The sequence below is a fragment of the Streptomyces sp. NPDC060194 genome, assembly GCF_042728285.1.
In the GTDB taxonomy this organism is placed as follows: domain Bacteria; phylum Actinomycetota; class Actinomycetes; order Streptomycetales; family Streptomycetaceae; genus Streptomyces.
In genome coordinates this window covers 1-14,351 of record NZ_JBHWZH010000144.1, presented here as the reverse complement: position 1 = coordinate 14,351, position 14,351 = coordinate 1, and the positions used below count along the sequence as shown (strand labels likewise).

The window sequence follows — 14,351 nt, the reverse complement described above, 5'->3', positions numbered from 1 at the left end:
CCACGGCGGTCCCCGCCCGCCGCGCGTTAGCATTCCTTCCGCCATGGAAATGAATGCCAGCTACACCAGTCTCGTCGCGGTCGGCGACAGTTTCACCGAGGGCATGTCGGACCTGCTGCCGGACGGCTCCTACCGCGGCTGGGCCGATCTCCTCGCCGCCCGGATGGCCGCCCGCACCACCGGCTTCCGGTACGCCAACCTCGCCGTGCGGGGCAAGCTCATCGCGCAGATCGCCGACGAGCAGGCGGGGGTGGCGGCCGCGATGGGCGCGGACGTCATCACCCTCGTCGGCGGGCTCAACGACACGCTGCGGCCGAAGTGCGACATGGGCCGCGTCCGGGCCCACCTGGAGCGCTCGGTGGAGCTGCTCGCCCCCGCCTGCAAGCGGCTCGTCCTCATGCACAGCCCGGGCCGTCAGGGGCCGGTCTTCGAGCGGTTCCGCCCGCGGGTCGAGGAGCTGTTCGGGATCCTCGACGAGTTGGCCGAGCGCCACGACGCCGTCGTCGTGGACCTCTACGGGGCCGCGGCGCTCGGGGACCAGCGGATGTGGGACGTGGACCGGCTGCACCTGACGACCGAGGGCCACCGGCGGGTCGCCGAGGCCGTCTGGCAGGCGCTCGGCCACGAGCCGGAGTTCGACTGGCGGGCTCCGCTGCCCGCGTTCGTCCCGCCCGGCTGGGTGGCCCGCCGCCGCAGCGACCTCGACTTCACCCGCACCCACCTGGTGCCGTGGATCGGCCGCCGTCTGACCGGCCGGTCCTCCGGGGACGGCCTCCCCTCCAAGCGCCCGGACCTGCTCCCCTACGACTCGGCGTACGACCTGCCGCACGACAGCCATGGCAAGGGGCCGCTGGTCTGAGTCCCGGGGCGAGGGGTTGCGCCGCCCAATGCGCCGCTGCGCCCGCCCCTCCTCGTAGCAAGCCACAAACGGACCGGGGCGCTGGCCTGCACGAATCGCCAGTAGACTCCGTACACGTGACTGCTGCGTCTTCGAAACCCCGTATCCCCAATGTCCTCGCCGGCCGCTACGCCTCGCCCGAGCTGGCCGTGCTGTGGTCCCCCGAGCAGAAGGTGAAGCTGGAGCGCCGGCTCTGGATCGCCGTGCTGCGTGCGCAGAAGGACCTCGGGATCGAGGTTCCGGAGGGTGCGATCGAGGACTACGAGCGGGTCGTGGACACCGTCGACCTGGCGTCGATCGCCGAGCGCGAGAAGGTCTCCCGGCACGACGTCAAGGCGCGCATCGAGGAGTTCAACGCGCTGGCCGGTCACGAGCACGTCCACAAGGGCATGACCTCCCGCGACCTCACCGAGAACGTCGAGCAGCTGCAGATCCGGCTCTCCCTGGAGCTGATGCGCGACCGCACCGTCTCCGTGCTGGCCCGGCTCGGCAGGCTGTCCGCCGAGTACGGCGAGCTGGTCATGACCGGCCGCTCGCACAACGTCGCCGCCCAGGCCACGACGCTCGGCAAGCGCTTCGCGACCGGCGCGGACGAGCTGCTCGTGGCGTTCTCGCGCGTCGAGGAGCTGCTCGGCCGCTACCCGCTGCGCGGCATCAAGGGCCCGGTCGGCACCGCCCAGGACATGCTCGACCTGCTCGGTGGGGACACGGGCAAGCTGGCGGAGCTGGAGCAGCGGATCGCCGCGCACCTCGGCTTCGGCCAGGCGTTCACCTCCGTCGGGCAGGTCTACCCGCGCTCGCTGGACTACGAGGTGGTGACCGCCCTGGTGCAGGTCGCCGCCGCGCCGTCGTCGCTGGCGAAGACGATCCGGCTGATGGCGGGGATCGAGCTGGTGACGGAGGGCTTCAAGGAGGGCCAGGTCGGCTCCTCCGCGATGCCGCACAAGATGAACACCCGGTCCTGCGAGCGCGTGAACGGCCTGATGGTCATCCTGCGCGGCTACGCCTCGATGACCGGCGAGCTGGCCGGCGACCAGTGGAACGAGGGCGACGTGTCGTGCTCGGTGGTCCGCCGGGTCGCCCTGCCGGACGCGTTCTTCGCGCTCGACGGGCTCCTGGAGACCTTCCTGACCGTGCTCGACGAGTTCGGCGCGTTCCCCGCCGTCGTCGCCCGCGAGCTCGACCGCTACCTGCCGTTCCTCGCCACCACCAAGGTGCTCATGGGCGCGGTGCGGGCCGGGGTCGGCCGGGAGCTGGCGCACGAGGCGATCAAGGAGAACGCGGTCGCCGCGGCGCTGGCGATGCGCGAGCAGGGCACCGAGCGCAACGAGCTGCTCGACACGCTCGCCGCCGACGAGCGCATCCCGCTGGACCGGCCGGCCCTGGACGAACTGATGGCGGACAAGCTGTCGTTCACCGGTGCCGCGGCCGGCCAGGTCGACGCGGTGGTCGCCCGGGTCGACGAGATCGTCAAGCGCTACCCCGAGGCGGCCGGGTACGCGCCGGGCGCGATCCTCTGACGGGGGCCGACGCCGGATGACGCCCGAGGAGCTCCGGGCCGCCCGCGACCACCTCGTCCCCGACGTGGCCGCGGGCGGCCTTCGGGTGCTGTTCTGCGGGATCAACCCCGGGCTGATGTCGGCGGCGACCGGCCACCACTTCGCCCGCCCGGGCAACCGCTTCTGGCCGGTGCTCCACCGGTCCGGTTTCACTCCGCGTCAGCTGCGGCCGGACGAGGAGCAGGAGTTGCTGGAGTACGGCCTCGGGATCACGAACGTCGTCGCGCGGGCCTCGGCACGCGCCGACGAGATCGACGCGGAGGAGTTCCGGGAGGGCGGCCGGCTGCTGGTCGCCAAGGTCCGCCGTCTGCGGCCGCGTTGGCTGGCCGTGGTGGGTGTCACCGCGTACCGGACGGCCTTCGACGAACGGAAGGCGCGGATCGGGCCGCAGGACCGGACGATCGGTGACACCAGGGTCTGGGCGCTGCCCAACCCGAGCGGGCTGAACGCGCATTGGACGACGGAGACCATGGCCGAGGAGTTCGGTCGGCTGCGGGAGGCCGCCGAGGGGTGAGCCCGGTCCCGGCCGCGGGCTCCGGGGCGGGCTTCCCGGCTTCCCGGCTTCCCGGCTTCCCGGCTTCCCGGCTTCCCGGCTTCCCGGCAGGGTCTCCCGAACTGCCGGGCTCCCCGTCCCAGGGAGCCCAAGCTCAGGGCTCAGGGTGGATCGACGACCGTGGCCACCGCCACGACGTCCGGCCGCTCGCCGCCCGACGGGGAGCCGAGCAGGATCCAACGGTCCTCCGTGCGCCACAAGTGCACATACTCCACCGAGCCGCTGAGCAGATGCCACGGCTGCGGTATCTCCTCCCCCCGCCGCGCCCGCTCACCGGTGCTCCACAGGCTGACCAGCTGCGGGCCGCCCCAGTGCTCCGTGAACACAGCCACCAGCTGGTCGAGTTCCGGCCCCGGCCCGTCCACCCCCGAACCCAGCTCGACCAGGCTGCAGTCCGGTGCCGCCCCGGATCCGCCGCCCAGCGGCCCGGACCGCATCCGTTCCATCAGAGCGAGGTGCACGTCGGTCGTCATGTCCCCAGTAAACCCTCCCCCACTGACAACTCCCCTCCCCTCAGGTGTCCCGCCGACGCAGCCGCAGCCAACCGGCGACCGCCGCGGCCGCCGCTGACGCCGCCAGGACGGCCGTCCCCTCCCACGGGCCGAGAGCGCCGGGCGGATGCGCGTGGACGATCACCTGGCCGGCACGGTCCGGCAGGAACTCGACGACCTCGCCGCCGGCCACGTCCCCGACGACGAAGGGCACGACGAGGACCAGGCGGCAGGAGCACCGCGAGCGTGGCCGTCCCGCTGCGCAGCAGGGCGGTGAGACCGGCCGCCAACACCGCCACAGCGCCAGGTAGATGCCTCCGCCGAGGACGGCGCGCAGAGCACCCGGCTCGCCAGGAACCTGGCAGAGCTGCTGACGAGCCCCACCGCCAGTGCGAGCGCGGCGACCATGCCGACCTTCGTACCGTAGAGGAGACTTCTGCGGGGCACGGCGACGAGCGAGAGGCGCCAACCGCCGGTGGCGAACTCCGATCCGACCACGACGACACCGAAGGTGATGGCCGCCGACTGGCCGAAGTCGACGCCGCAGAAGGCGGGGAGCAGGGGGTCGCCGCCGATGTCGGGAGTCGACGACGAACCCCTGGTGCGGGCGGGGTTGCGCGCGGTGCTCGACGCCCAGGCGGACATCGAGGTGATGGGCGAGGCCTCCGACGGAGCGGCGGTGGTACCGCTGGTCCGGAGCCTGCGCCCGGACGTCGTCGCCATGGACGTGCGCATGCCGCTAAGGGACGGCATCGAGGCCACCCGGGCGGTACTGAAAGGCCCGCAGCCACCGAAGATCGTGGTCATCACCACCTTCGAGAACGACGAGTACGTCTACGAGGCGCTGCGCGCCCGCGCCGACGGTTTCCTGCTGAAGCGGGCCCGCCCCTCGGAGATCGTCAACGCGATCCGCCTGGTCGCCGACGGCGAGTCCCTCCTCTTTCCCGCCGCGGTGCGGGCGATGGCGGCGGAGTACGGCACTCGGACCGCGCGCGAGGCGCTCCGGGACGCCGGTCTGACCGAGCGCGAGGAGGCTGTACTGCGGCTGATGGCGCGCGGCCTGTCGAACGCGGAGATCGCCGCACGGCTCGTCGTCGGTGCCGAGACGGTGAAGTCGCATGTCAGCGGCGTGCTCGCCAAACTCGGCGCCCGGGACCGGACCCAGGCGGTGATCGCCGCATACGAGTCGGGATTCGTGGCACCCGAGTGAGCACGGTCCCGCTCGCCTGATGCGAGGATGACGAGTACGATCCGGCCAACACGGCCACGACCAGGGAGGACGTACGGTGGGGAGGCTGACCGGCGGGGACCCCTCCCTGTTGCGACGGATCAACTCGGCCGTGGTGCTGCACGCGCTGCGCGCCGCGGACTCCGCGACGCTGACGGAGATCAGCCGGGTGACGGGCCTGTCCCGACCCACGGTCGAGGGGGTCGTGGAAGGCCTCATCGCGTCCGGTCTGGTCATGGAGACCCTGCCCGACGAGGGGCAGGCCCGACGCCAGGGCCGGCCGGCACGGAAGTTCCGGTTCCGGGTGGAGGCGGGGCACCTTCTGGGCGTGGAGATCGGATCGCACCGCGTCTCGGCCCTCCTGTCCGGCCTCAACGGCCGGGTGATGGGCTCGGGCGTCCGCGAGGTCGGCGAGACCGCCTCCGCCGAGGAGCGGATCGAGAAGGTCCGCACGATGGTCGCCGACCTGTTGCGCCGGGCCGGCATCCAGCGCAGTTCCGTGCGCGCGGTGGGCGTCGGGAGCCCCGGCATCGTGGAGGCGGACGGAACGGTCCGGCTGTGCACCGCACTGCCCGGCTGGACGGGCCTCGACCTGGGCGACCGGCTGCGGCGCTCCTTCCGCTGCCCCGTCCTCGTGGAGAACGACGCCAACGCGGCCGCGGTGGCCGAGCACTGGAAGGGCGCGGCGACCGACTCCGACGACGTGACCTTCGTGATGGCCGGACTGAGCCCCGGCGCCGGCTCGTTGATCGGCGGCCGGCTCCACCGCGGCTACGGCGGCGCGGCCGGCGAGATCGGCGCACTGCACCTGCTCGGCCAGGAGGCGACCCCGGAGACCCTGCTCTCGACGACGGGCGAGCCGCTGCACCCGTTGGACGAGCCGGCGGTGGCTCAGGTGTTCGCACAGGCCCGGCAGGGCGACACCCGCGCGGAGGCCGCCGTGGAGCGGTTCATCCGACGCCTGGTGCACGACGTGGCCGCCTTGTCACTCGCCCTCGATCCCGAGCTGATCGTCGTCGGGGGCTGGGCGGCGGGACTCGACGGTGTGCTGAAGCCGCTGCGCGAGGAGCTGGCCCGCTACTGTCTGCGCCCGCCGCGCGTGGCCCTGTCCGCGCTCGGCGAGGCGGCCGTCGCCACCGGTGCCCTGCGACTGGCGCTCGACCACGTGGAGGAGCAGCTCTTCGCCGTCGAGGGGACGGTCACCGCACGACGGTGACCGTCCCCTCGGACATACGCGAACCCGAAGCGCGCCGACGGAAGCGCGCCGCAGAAAGCGCGTCCGAAGCAGCAGGCCGAAAGGATGACGCCGGTACCGGGAACCGGCGTCAGGACAACTGGCCGACCGGCTCCGCGGGGTGGCTGATCTGCACGTCGCCCGCGTCCCCGAAGGTCAGCCGGCACGTGTCCGCGCGGTAGGTCGCCATCGACACCGCCGCGGTGGCGCCGTCGACGAAGTAGCGGGTGGTGACGACGAGCACCGGGGCGCCCGGAAGCCGGTCGAGCTCCTTCGCGTCGTCGGCGCGCGCGGAACCCAGCTCGACCGCCCGGTCCTCGCCCTCCAGGGCGAGCCGCTGCAGCTCGCCGAGCACGATGTGCGCCCGCGCGGGACCCGAGGGGGCGTCCACGGACGACATCGCGGTGAGCGCAGGCACCGACGCGGCCGGCACGTACAGCGTCTCCGCCGCGACGGACTGGCCCTGGGTGACCCGCGTGCGGCGGACGGCGAAGACCTCGGCGCCGGCGTCCTCGGCGAGGCCGAGCAGCTGCGCGACCGCCGCGGGCGGAACCGTCGACTCGCAGTCCACGGACTGCCAGCCGTCGCCCGCCGCGCCCGGCCAGTCGTGCGCCGCGTGGTCGACGGCGACGCCGACCCGGGGCGGGGCGACGGTGGTGCCGACACCCCGGCGGCGCTGCAGCCGGCCCTCGAGCTCCAGCTGTTCGAGCGCCTGGCGGAGGGTGGCCCTCGCCACGCCGAAGCGCGCCGCCAACTCGCGCTCGTTGGGCAGGATCTCGCCCACCGCGAACTCGGTGTCGAGCGCGCGCGTGAGCACGTTCTTGAGGTGCCAGTACTTCGGCTCCGGCACCGTGTCCTGCTGCGTGGTCCCCACCCTGTCCTCCGCAATCGCCGTGTCCCCGGCGGCCATTACAAGCCCTTGTTTATTAAAGGTTCCTGCACTATCTCAGGACGATAGGGCCGCGACGGAACTTGGTCAAGACCAATACTCGGGCCGCCCGGGTCCTTGGGCGAGCCTTGACGAACAGCGTTCACAGGCTGTTCGCAGGGGTGTCGTGGAGGCGACGACCCTGGTCACGGGACAGGCGCCTACCCCTGCGGCGGACGATCACACCCGAGCCCAGTGCGACCCCGGACCCGACGAGCAGACTGCCGGCCGCCTGGGCGACGCCGTAGGAACCGGTGCCCACAAGGGGGGCGGTGGCGGCGGCGGCGACGGGGATGAGTCCGGAGAAGAGCGTCGCTCGCTCGGGGCCGATCCGCCGGATGCCCTCGTACCAGCACACGAAGCCGACGACGGTGGCGACGACCGCCTGCCACAGCAGGGCCGCGAGCTCCGTCGCGGTCGGCGTCCGCAGGACGTCGCCGCCGTCGAGGAGCAGACCGAGGCCGGCGGACTCCAGCGCGGCGAGACCGCACACCGTGGCGGAGAGCAGCCGCGCGCCGAGCGGCTCCAGCAGGGGCACAGCGAGCAGCGCGAAGCAGACCTCGCCGGCGAGGGCGCCGACGGAGTACAGCAGACCGGCCCCGTCGGTGCGCCCCCAGCCCTGGACGGCGAATGCGCCCGCCGCGACCAGCAGGGCCCCGTACAGCACGGCGCGTGCCGGACGGCGGCCGGCCAGCAGCGGGACGAGCACCGCGACGACCACGGGCGCGCACCCGACCAGGACACCGGGGACGGCCGGTTCGGCGGTGCGCTCGGCCGCCAGGATCGCCAGGTTGAAGCCGACCATGCCGGTCGCGGCGAGCAGCGCGAGGCGCCCCCACCGGCGGGGGCGCAGCCGGCGGAGCGGGGCCGTGCCGCCCCGGCCGAGCAGGGGCACGAGGAGCAGGCAGGCCAGGCCGTAGCGCAGGGCCTGGCCGCCGGCGTAGGGGTAGTCGCCGAGGAGGCTGTTGGCGGTGAAGGAGCCGCCGACGAGGACGCAGGCGAGGGCCGCGAGCAGCGCGCCGCGGGTGGTTTCGGATCTCATGGACCGGACGCTACGAAGGCGCGCGGTCCGGCTTAAGGTCCATTCCCATGACGTCATCGGGGTCCAATCCGCTCACCGGCGGCGGCCGTCCGGACGGCCCGCCGCGCACCGGGCCCGCGCGGCCCGCCTGGGAGTTCCTCCTCCCGGCCGCCGCAGCGCCCGCCCGCCGGCGCGGCCGCGCGCTCCAGGAGGCGCTCCGGGAGGGGGTGCGGTCGGGGGCCCTGGCCCGCGGGACCCGGCTGCCCTCCACCCGGGACCTCGCCGCCGATCTCGGCGTGTCGAGGGGGCTGGTGACCGAGGCGTACGACCAGCTGGTCGCGGAGGGCTATCTCCGCAGCGGGCGCGGCGCGGGCACCTGGGTGACGGGCGCGGCCCGGCGGCCGGCGCGGGCGGTGCGCGACCTGGCGCCGGGGGTCGGGGCGGGGACGGCTCTCGACTTCCGGCCCGGTACGCCGGACCTCGCGCTGTTCCCGCGCGCGGCGTGGGCCGCCGCCCACCGCCGGGTGCTGGCCGATCTGCCGCACCGCTCCCTCGGCTACCCCGACCCGCGCGGCCTTCCGGCCCTGCGCACGGCGCTCGCCGAGCTGTTGACCCGGCGGCGGGGTGTGGTGGCCGATCCGGAGCGGATCGTCGTCTGCTCGGGGGTGGCCCAGGCGGTGACGCTGCTCGGCGCGGTCCTGCGGGAGCGCGGCGTCCGCGAGGTCGGCGCGGAGGATCCGGGAAGCCCGCAGCACGCGCTGCAGTTCGCCGCGGCCGGCATCGACCGGACCGTGCCGGTGGAGGTCGACGACGAGGGGCTGCGGGTCGACCGGCTGCGGGAGTCGGGGGTGCGGGCGGTGGTCACCACGCCCTCGCACCAGTTCCCGCTCGGCGTCGCCTACTCCCCGCGCCGGCGCACCGAGCTGCTGGAGTGGGCGGGCGAGTGCGACGGGCTGGTCGTCGAGGACGACTACGACGGCGACTTCCGCTACGACCGGGCGCCCGTCGGCGCGCTGCAGGGGCTCGACCCCGAGCGGGTGGCGTACACCGGCTCGGTCAGCAAGTCGCTCGCCCCCGGACTGAGGCTCGGCTGGCTGCTCCTGCCGGAGCGGCTCGCGGACGCGGTGGTCGCCCGGAAGCGGCTGACCGATCTCGGCCATCCCGTCCTGGACCAGGCGCAGCTCGCCCGCTTCCTTGCCCGCGGCGACTACGACCGGCACCTCCGCCGCTGCCAGGCGGCCTACCGGGAGCGCCGCGACGCGATGGTCGGCGCACTCGACGCGCACTTCCCCGGTACGAGGACCGGCGGTATCGCCGCCGGCCTCCACATCGTCGCGCACCTGCCGGATCGCTACGGGCCGCAGCCGGAGTTCCTCGCGCGGGCGGCAGCGGCGGGGGTGCAACTGCGGCCGCTGAACGACTACCGTCGGCCGGCCGCCCGGGACGACGCCGTCCGGCTGGTGCTCGGCTACGCGCACCTGACGCCCGGACGCATCGCCGAGGGGGTACGGACGCTCGCGGGGGCGTGACGCGACCGGTCGGCAGGTGCCGCACGCAGGGGCCGATGCGAACCGAATGCGCCGTCCGTCCGATCACCGGACGTCACGATCACCCCGCGAATGCCACAAAAAGATCAGAAACACGCTTTACCCGTCAGTCACAGAACGTTCGTGATCACGCAACACCGTTCGGCCAGAGTGAAGACATGACTGACATGCCTGAGACGCGTACGACGAGCACGACGCCGGGGGCCGGCTGCGGATGGCGGCAGGCCCTGAACGGGTCGGCGGGCCGCTTCACCACATGGTGGACGAGGAACCACGGCCACGCCCCACCGCAGTCCGATCCGGACGAACCCGCGCCGTCGGCCCTGTGGCGGATGCGCACCACGGTGGACGACGCGCCGGGCTCCCTCGCCGCGCTCTGCACCGCGCTCGCCGCCCTGCGGATCGACATCCTCAGCCTGCAGACCCACCCGCTCGCCGACGGCACGGTCGACGAGTTCCTGCTGCGGGCGCCGGACGCGCTGTCGGCACAGGCGCTGACCGACACGGTGGCCGCGGCCGGCGGCACGAGCACCTGGATCGAGCGGGGCGACGCCCACGACCTCGTCGACACGCCGACCAAGCTGCTCGGCCTCGCCACCCGCACCGCCCTGGACGCGGCGGAACTGCCCCTCGCCCTGCGGCAGTTGCTCGGCCGGTGCACCATCCACTCGCTCCCGCCGTCGCCCGGCGCGGACGCCGCGGAGAGCCTGCTCGACGGCACGGAGATGCGCCTGCGGGACGGCCAGCGCGGGACGATCACCGTGGAGCGGCCGTACCTGCCGTTCACCCCGACCGAGTTCGCGCGGGCGCGGGCGCTGGTGGAGCTGGACGCGCGCCTCGGCCCCCGGATCCCGCGCGGGCAGGACGTGCTCACCCTGGCCGAGGGCAACGAGATCGTCGTGCGCCGGGTCGACACCGACGACCTCGCCGCCGCCCGGGCGATGCACGACCGCTGCTCCCCGCGCACGCTGGCGCTGCGCTACCACGGGCCGGTGGCCGACGCCGACCGCTACCTGAAGCACCTGCTCAGCCCGCGCTTCGGCCGCACCATCGCCGTGCGGACGGCGTCGGGGCGGATGGTCGGCCTCGGCCACCTGCTCTGGGACGGCGACGAGACGGAGGTCGCCCTGCTCGTCGAGGACGCCTGGCAGCGCCGGGGCGTCGGCGGCGAACTCCTCGCCCGGCTGGTCGCGATGGCCGGCGAGGCCGGGTGCAGCAGCGTCTACGCGGTGACGCAGTCGTCGAACACCGGCATGGTCGCGGCGATGCGCCGGCTCGGCCTGCCGCTCGACTACCAGATCGAGGACGGCACGCTCGTCATCACCGCCCGGCTCGACGCGGCGCGGGCTCCGGCGTCCCTCCCGCAGGCGTGCGAGCCGGCGGAGCGGCCGTAGCGAGTCCGGTGGCCAGGGTCCGGACGTCCATCGGCCCCGGGCCGAGCGCCCGGTCGAGGTCGTCCCAGAGGTCGTCCGCGTCCTCGAGTCCGACGGAGAGCCGCAGCAGCCGGTCGCCCACCCCGGATCCGCGGCGGTCGTCCTCCGCCACGATCCGGTGGCTGATGGAGGCCGGGTGCTGGATCAGGGTGTCCACGCTGCCGAGGCTGACCGCCGGGGTGACCAGGCGGACGGCCCCGATCACCGCGTGCGGGTCGCCGACCGTCTCGAAGGCGATCATCGCCCCGCCCAGCTCCGGGTAGTGGACCCGGCTCACCCGCGGGTCGCGGCCCAGCCGCTCGGCGAGGACGGCGGCGGTCGCGGAGGCGGCCCGGACCCGGACGGGCAGCGTGGACAGGCCGCGGAGCAGGAGGTAGCCGGCGAGCGGGTGCAGGACGCCGCCGGTGGCGAACCGGATCTGGCGCAGGGTGCGGGCGGACTCCTCGTCGCAGGCGACGATCCCGCCCATGACGTCGCCGTGGCCTCCGAGGTACTTCGTCGCGCTGTGCAGCACCAGGCGGGCCCCGCTCCCGGCCGGCCGCTGGAGGACGGGGGTGGCGAAGGTGTTGTCGACGAGCAGCGGCACGGCGCCGCAGGAGTGGGCGAGCGCCCGCAGGTCGATCTCGGCCAGGGTGGGGTTGGCCGGGGACTCCACCATGACCAGCCCGGTGTCGGGGCGGATCGCGTCGGCGACGCCCGCCGGGTCGACCCAGGTGACCTCGCCGCCGAGCAGTCCGGCCGTCAGCAGGTGGTCGCTGCACCCGTAGAGCGGGCGGACGGCGACGACGTGCCGGAGCCCGGCGGCGGTCCGGGCGAGGAGGACGGCCGTCAGGGCAGCCATGCCGCTGGCGAAGGCGACCGCGTCGGCCGTGCCCTCCAGCCGGGCGAGCGCTGTCTCGAACCGGGCGACGGTGGGGTTGCCGAGCCGGGCGTAGACGGGCGTTCCCTGGTCGAGGACGCCGTCGGCGGCGAAGGCGTCGACGCGCGCGGCCTCGGCCCGGCTGTCGTGGGACGGGTAGGTGGTGGAGAGGTCGATCGGCGGGGCGTGCAGGCCGAGTCCGGCGAGGTCGTCGCGGCCGGCGTGCACGGCTTCGGTGGCCAGGGTCCTGGCGCGCGGTGCCCGTGAGGTGTCCATGGGCGCAGCCTGAACGTCCACCGGGGCGAACGGGCGAACGGCCGTGCTACGTTCGGCCGATGTCGGAATCGGTCGTGCTCGACCCGGTGGACCTGCACATTCTGCGGCTGCTGCAGAACGACGCACGGACCACGTACCGCGAGATCGCCGCCGAGGTGGGGATCGCCGCCTCCACCTGCCTGGACCGGGTGGCCAGGCTGCGCCGCAGCGGGGTGATCCTCGGACACCGGCTCCAGCTCGATGCGGCGAAGCTGGGGCGCGGCCTCCAGGCCCTGCTGTCGGTGCAGGTGCGGCCGCACAGCCGGGAGCTGGTGGGGACGTTCGTGGAGCGGATCGTGGCCCTGCCCGAGTCCCGGGCGCTGTTCCACCTCACCGGTCCGGACGACTACCTGGTGCACGTCGCCGTGGCGGACACCGCCGACCTGCAGCGGCTCGTGATCGACGAGTTCACCTCGCGCCGGGAGGTGGCGCGGGTCGAGACCCGGCTGATCTTCCAGCAGTGGGACTGCGGCCCGCTGCTCCCGCTGCCCGCCGCGCACCCGAGAACGACGCCTTCCGTTCGCCAACCCCCGTGACGCGGAGGCACCCGCCGTACGAGGATGTTGCCCATGTCAGACACCCTCGACAACCCGTTGCCCCGTCAGGTCGCCGACGCCTACGTCGACGCCTACATCGCCCTCGATCCGATCACCGGCACCTACCTCGGTGTCCCGGAGTGTTCCGCGAGGCTGCCCGACTTCTCCCCCGCCGGGAGCGCCGCCACTGCGGAGCTCGCCCGCGCCACGCTGGCGGCCCTGGACGCCGCCGAGCGGCGGCCGGGCGCCGACAGCGAGGCCGAACGCCGCTGCGGCCGGCTGCTGCGCGAGCGGCTGAACGCGGAGCTCGCCGTGCACGAGGCGGACGAGTCCCTGCGCGCCGTCAGCAACATCCACTCCCCCGCCCACTCGATCCGCGAGGCGTTCACGGTGACGCCCGCGGAGACCGAGGCGGACTGGGCGGCCATCGCCGAGCGGCTGCGGGCCGTCCCCGCCGCGCTGGAGGGCTACCGCGCCTCGCTCGCCCTGGGCCTCGACCGCAAGCTCTACGGGAGCCCCCGCCCCACCGCCACCTTCGTCGAGCAGCTCACCGAATGGGCCGGCGAGGAGCGCGGCTGGTTCGAGGAGTTCGCCGCCGGCGGACCCGAGAGCCTGCGCGCCGAACTGGACGCGGCGGGCCGCGGCGCGACGGAGGCCGTCGTCGCGCTCCGAGACTGGATGCGCGACGTCTACGCGCCGACCGTCGCGGACGCCCCCGACACCGTCGGCCGCGAGCGCTACGCCCGCTGGTCGCGCTACTTCAACGGCACCGACCTGGACCTCGACGAGGCCTACGCGTACGGCTGGTCGGAGTACCACCGGCTGCTCGGCGAGATGCGGACCGAGGCCGAGAAGGTGCTGCCCGGCGCCGCGACCCCCTGGGAGGCCCTCGCCCACCTGGACGAGCACGGCGCCCACATCGAGGGGGTGGACGAGGTGCGCCGCTGGCTCCAGCAGATCATGGACGAGGCGATCGAGGCGCTGGACGGCACCCACTTCGAACTCGCCGAGCGGGTGCGGAAGGTGGAGTCGCGGATCGCCCCGCCCGGCGGCGCGGCCGCCCCGTACTACACCAACCCCTCGGAGGACTTCTCCCGGCCCGGCATCACCTGGCTGCCGACCATGGGGCTCACCCGGTTCCCGGTCTACGACCTGGTGTCCACCTGGTACCACGAGGGTGTCCCCGGCCACCACCTGCAGCTGGCGCAGTGGACCCACGTGGCCTCCCAGCTCTCCCGCTACCAGGCGACCATCGGCATGGTCAGCGCCAACTGCGAGGGCTGGGCGCTGTACGCGGAGCGGCTGATGGACGAGCTGGGCTTCCTGTCGGACGCCGAGCGCCGACTGGGGTACCTGGACGCGCAGATGATGCGCGCCTGCCGGGTCATCGTCGACATCGGCATGCACCTGGGGCTGGAGATCCCGGCGGACTCGCCGTTCCACCCGGGTGAGCGCTGGACGCCGGACCTGGCGCAGGAGTTCTTCGGCAACCACAGCGGCCGGCCGGCGGACTTCGTGGAGAGCGAGCTGACCCGCTACCTCTCGATGCCCGCGCAGGCCATCGGCTACAAGCTCGGCGAGCGCGCCTGGCTGCTCGGCCGGGAGAACGCCAGGCGGCGGCACGGCGCGGACTTCGACGCGAAGGCCTGGCACATGGCGGCGCTGTCGCAGGGTTCGCTGGGCCTCGACGACCTGGTCGACGAGCTGTCGAAGCTGTAGTCGCGCCCGCGGCCCGGGGCGGGGCGGCGC

At 74.1% G+C, this 14,351-nt stretch carries 14 protein-coding genes; 9 read left to right on the top strand and 5 right to left on the bottom strand.

The window, feature by feature from the left end; genetic code table 11:
* The first annotated feature begins 43 nt into the window (after positions 1-43).
* The 3 genes from ACFWEG_RS24305 to mug all read left to right on the top strand — a co-directional run bounded on the left by ACFWEG_RS24305 (position 44) and on the right by mug (position 2,971).
* Positions 44-859 carry an SGNH/GDSL hydrolase family protein gene (locus ACFWEG_RS24305; RefSeq protein WP_387218887.1) on the top strand — a complete coding sequence of 272 codons (816 nt, stop codon included), beginning with the start codon at positions 44-46 and terminating at the stop codon, positions 857-859.
* 116 nt (positions 860-975) lie between these two features.
* Positions 976-2,418: an adenylosuccinate lyase gene (gene purB, locus ACFWEG_RS24300; protein ID WP_387218884.1), complete on the top strand. Its 1,443-nt coding sequence runs from the start codon at positions 976-978 to the stop codon at positions 2,416-2,418.
* Positions 2,419-2,434: 16 nt separating this feature from the next.
* Positions 2,435-2,971, top strand: a complete 537-nt coding sequence (gene mug / locus ACFWEG_RS24295; RefSeq protein ID WP_387218882.1) for a G/U mismatch-specific DNA glycosylase — start codon at positions 2,435-2,437, stop codon at positions 2,969-2,971.
* A gap of 140 nt (positions 2,972-3,111) precedes the next feature.
* Here mug and ACFWEG_RS24290 read toward each other — a convergent pair whose 3' ends face one another.
* Together ACFWEG_RS24290 and ACFWEG_RS24285 are read right to left on the bottom strand one after the other, a co-directional pair.
* Entirely contained in the window at positions 3,112-3,483 is a 372-nt protein-coding gene (locus ACFWEG_RS24290) for a hypothetical protein (protein WP_387218879.1), read from the bottom strand.
* 40 nt (positions 3,484-3,523) lie between these two features.
* On the bottom strand, positions 3,524-3,715 hold the full coding sequence (locus tag ACFWEG_RS24285) for a hypothetical protein (RefSeq protein ID WP_387218876.1): 192 nt from the start codon (positions 3,713-3,715) through the stop codon (positions 3,524-3,526).
* 360 nt (positions 3,716-4,075) lie between these two features.
* Here ACFWEG_RS24285 and ACFWEG_RS24280 point away from each other — a divergent pair, with 360 nt between their 5' ends.
* Positions 4,076-4,711, top strand: coding sequence for a response regulator (locus tag ACFWEG_RS24280; RefSeq protein WP_387218893.1), 636 nt, complete (start codon positions 4,076-4,078; stop codon positions 4,709-4,711).
* Positions 4,712-4,787: 76 nt separating this feature from the next.
* On the top strand, positions 4,788-5,945 hold the full coding sequence (locus ACFWEG_RS24275; RefSeq protein WP_387218873.1) for an ROK family transcriptional regulator: 1,158 nt from the start codon (positions 4,788-4,790) through the stop codon (positions 5,943-5,945).
* Positions 5,946-6,054: 109 nt separating this feature from the next.
* Here the strand turns inward: ACFWEG_RS24275 and ACFWEG_RS24270 are convergent, their stop codons facing one another.
* Complete coding sequence (locus ACFWEG_RS24270; RefSeq protein ID WP_387218871.1) at positions 6,055-6,837, bottom strand: GntR family transcriptional regulator; 783 nt, start codon at positions 6,835-6,837, stop codon at positions 6,055-6,057.
* A gap of 157 nt (positions 6,838-6,994) precedes the next feature.
* Positions 6,995-7,933 (bottom strand): DMT family transporter, encoded by a 939-nt coding sequence (locus tag ACFWEG_RS24265; protein WP_387218869.1) that lies wholly within the window; start codon positions 7,931-7,933, stop codon positions 6,995-6,997.
* 47 nt (positions 7,934-7,980) lie between these two features.
* Between ACFWEG_RS24265 and ACFWEG_RS24260 the strand changes: the two genes are divergently transcribed.
* Positions 7,981-9,441, top strand: coding sequence for a PLP-dependent aminotransferase family protein (locus tag ACFWEG_RS24260; protein WP_387218867.1), 1,461 nt, complete (start codon positions 7,981-7,983; stop codon positions 9,439-9,441).
* Between the two features lie 185 nt (positions 9,442-9,626).
* Positions 9,627-10,853, top strand: coding sequence for a GNAT family N-acetyltransferase (locus ACFWEG_RS24255; protein WP_387218890.1), 1,227 nt, complete (start codon positions 9,627-9,629; stop codon positions 10,851-10,853).
* On the opposite strand, the gene ACFWEG_RS24250 is transcribed toward ACFWEG_RS24255, so the two are convergent.
* Positions 10,780-12,027 carry a trans-sulfuration enzyme family protein gene (locus tag ACFWEG_RS24250; RefSeq protein WP_387218864.1) on the bottom strand — a complete coding sequence of 416 codons (1,248 nt, stop codon included), beginning with the start codon at positions 12,025-12,027 and terminating at the stop codon, positions 10,780-10,782. The genes ACFWEG_RS24255 and ACFWEG_RS24250 overlap by 74 nt on opposite strands.
* Before the next feature lie 59 nt (positions 12,028-12,086).
* Here ACFWEG_RS24250 and ACFWEG_RS24245 point away from each other — a divergent pair, with 59 nt between their 5' ends.
* Both ACFWEG_RS24245 and ACFWEG_RS24240 read left to right on the top strand, forming a co-directional pair.
* Positions 12,087-12,602, top strand: coding sequence for an Lrp/AsnC family transcriptional regulator (locus ACFWEG_RS24245; protein ID WP_387218862.1), 516 nt, complete (start codon positions 12,087-12,089; stop codon positions 12,600-12,602).
* 33 nt (positions 12,603-12,635) lie between these two features.
* Positions 12,636-14,321: a DUF885 domain-containing protein gene (locus ACFWEG_RS24240; protein WP_387218859.1), complete on the top strand. Its 1,686-nt coding sequence runs from the start codon at positions 12,636-12,638 to the stop codon at positions 14,319-14,321.
* Positions 14,322-14,351 lie beyond the last annotated feature (30 nt).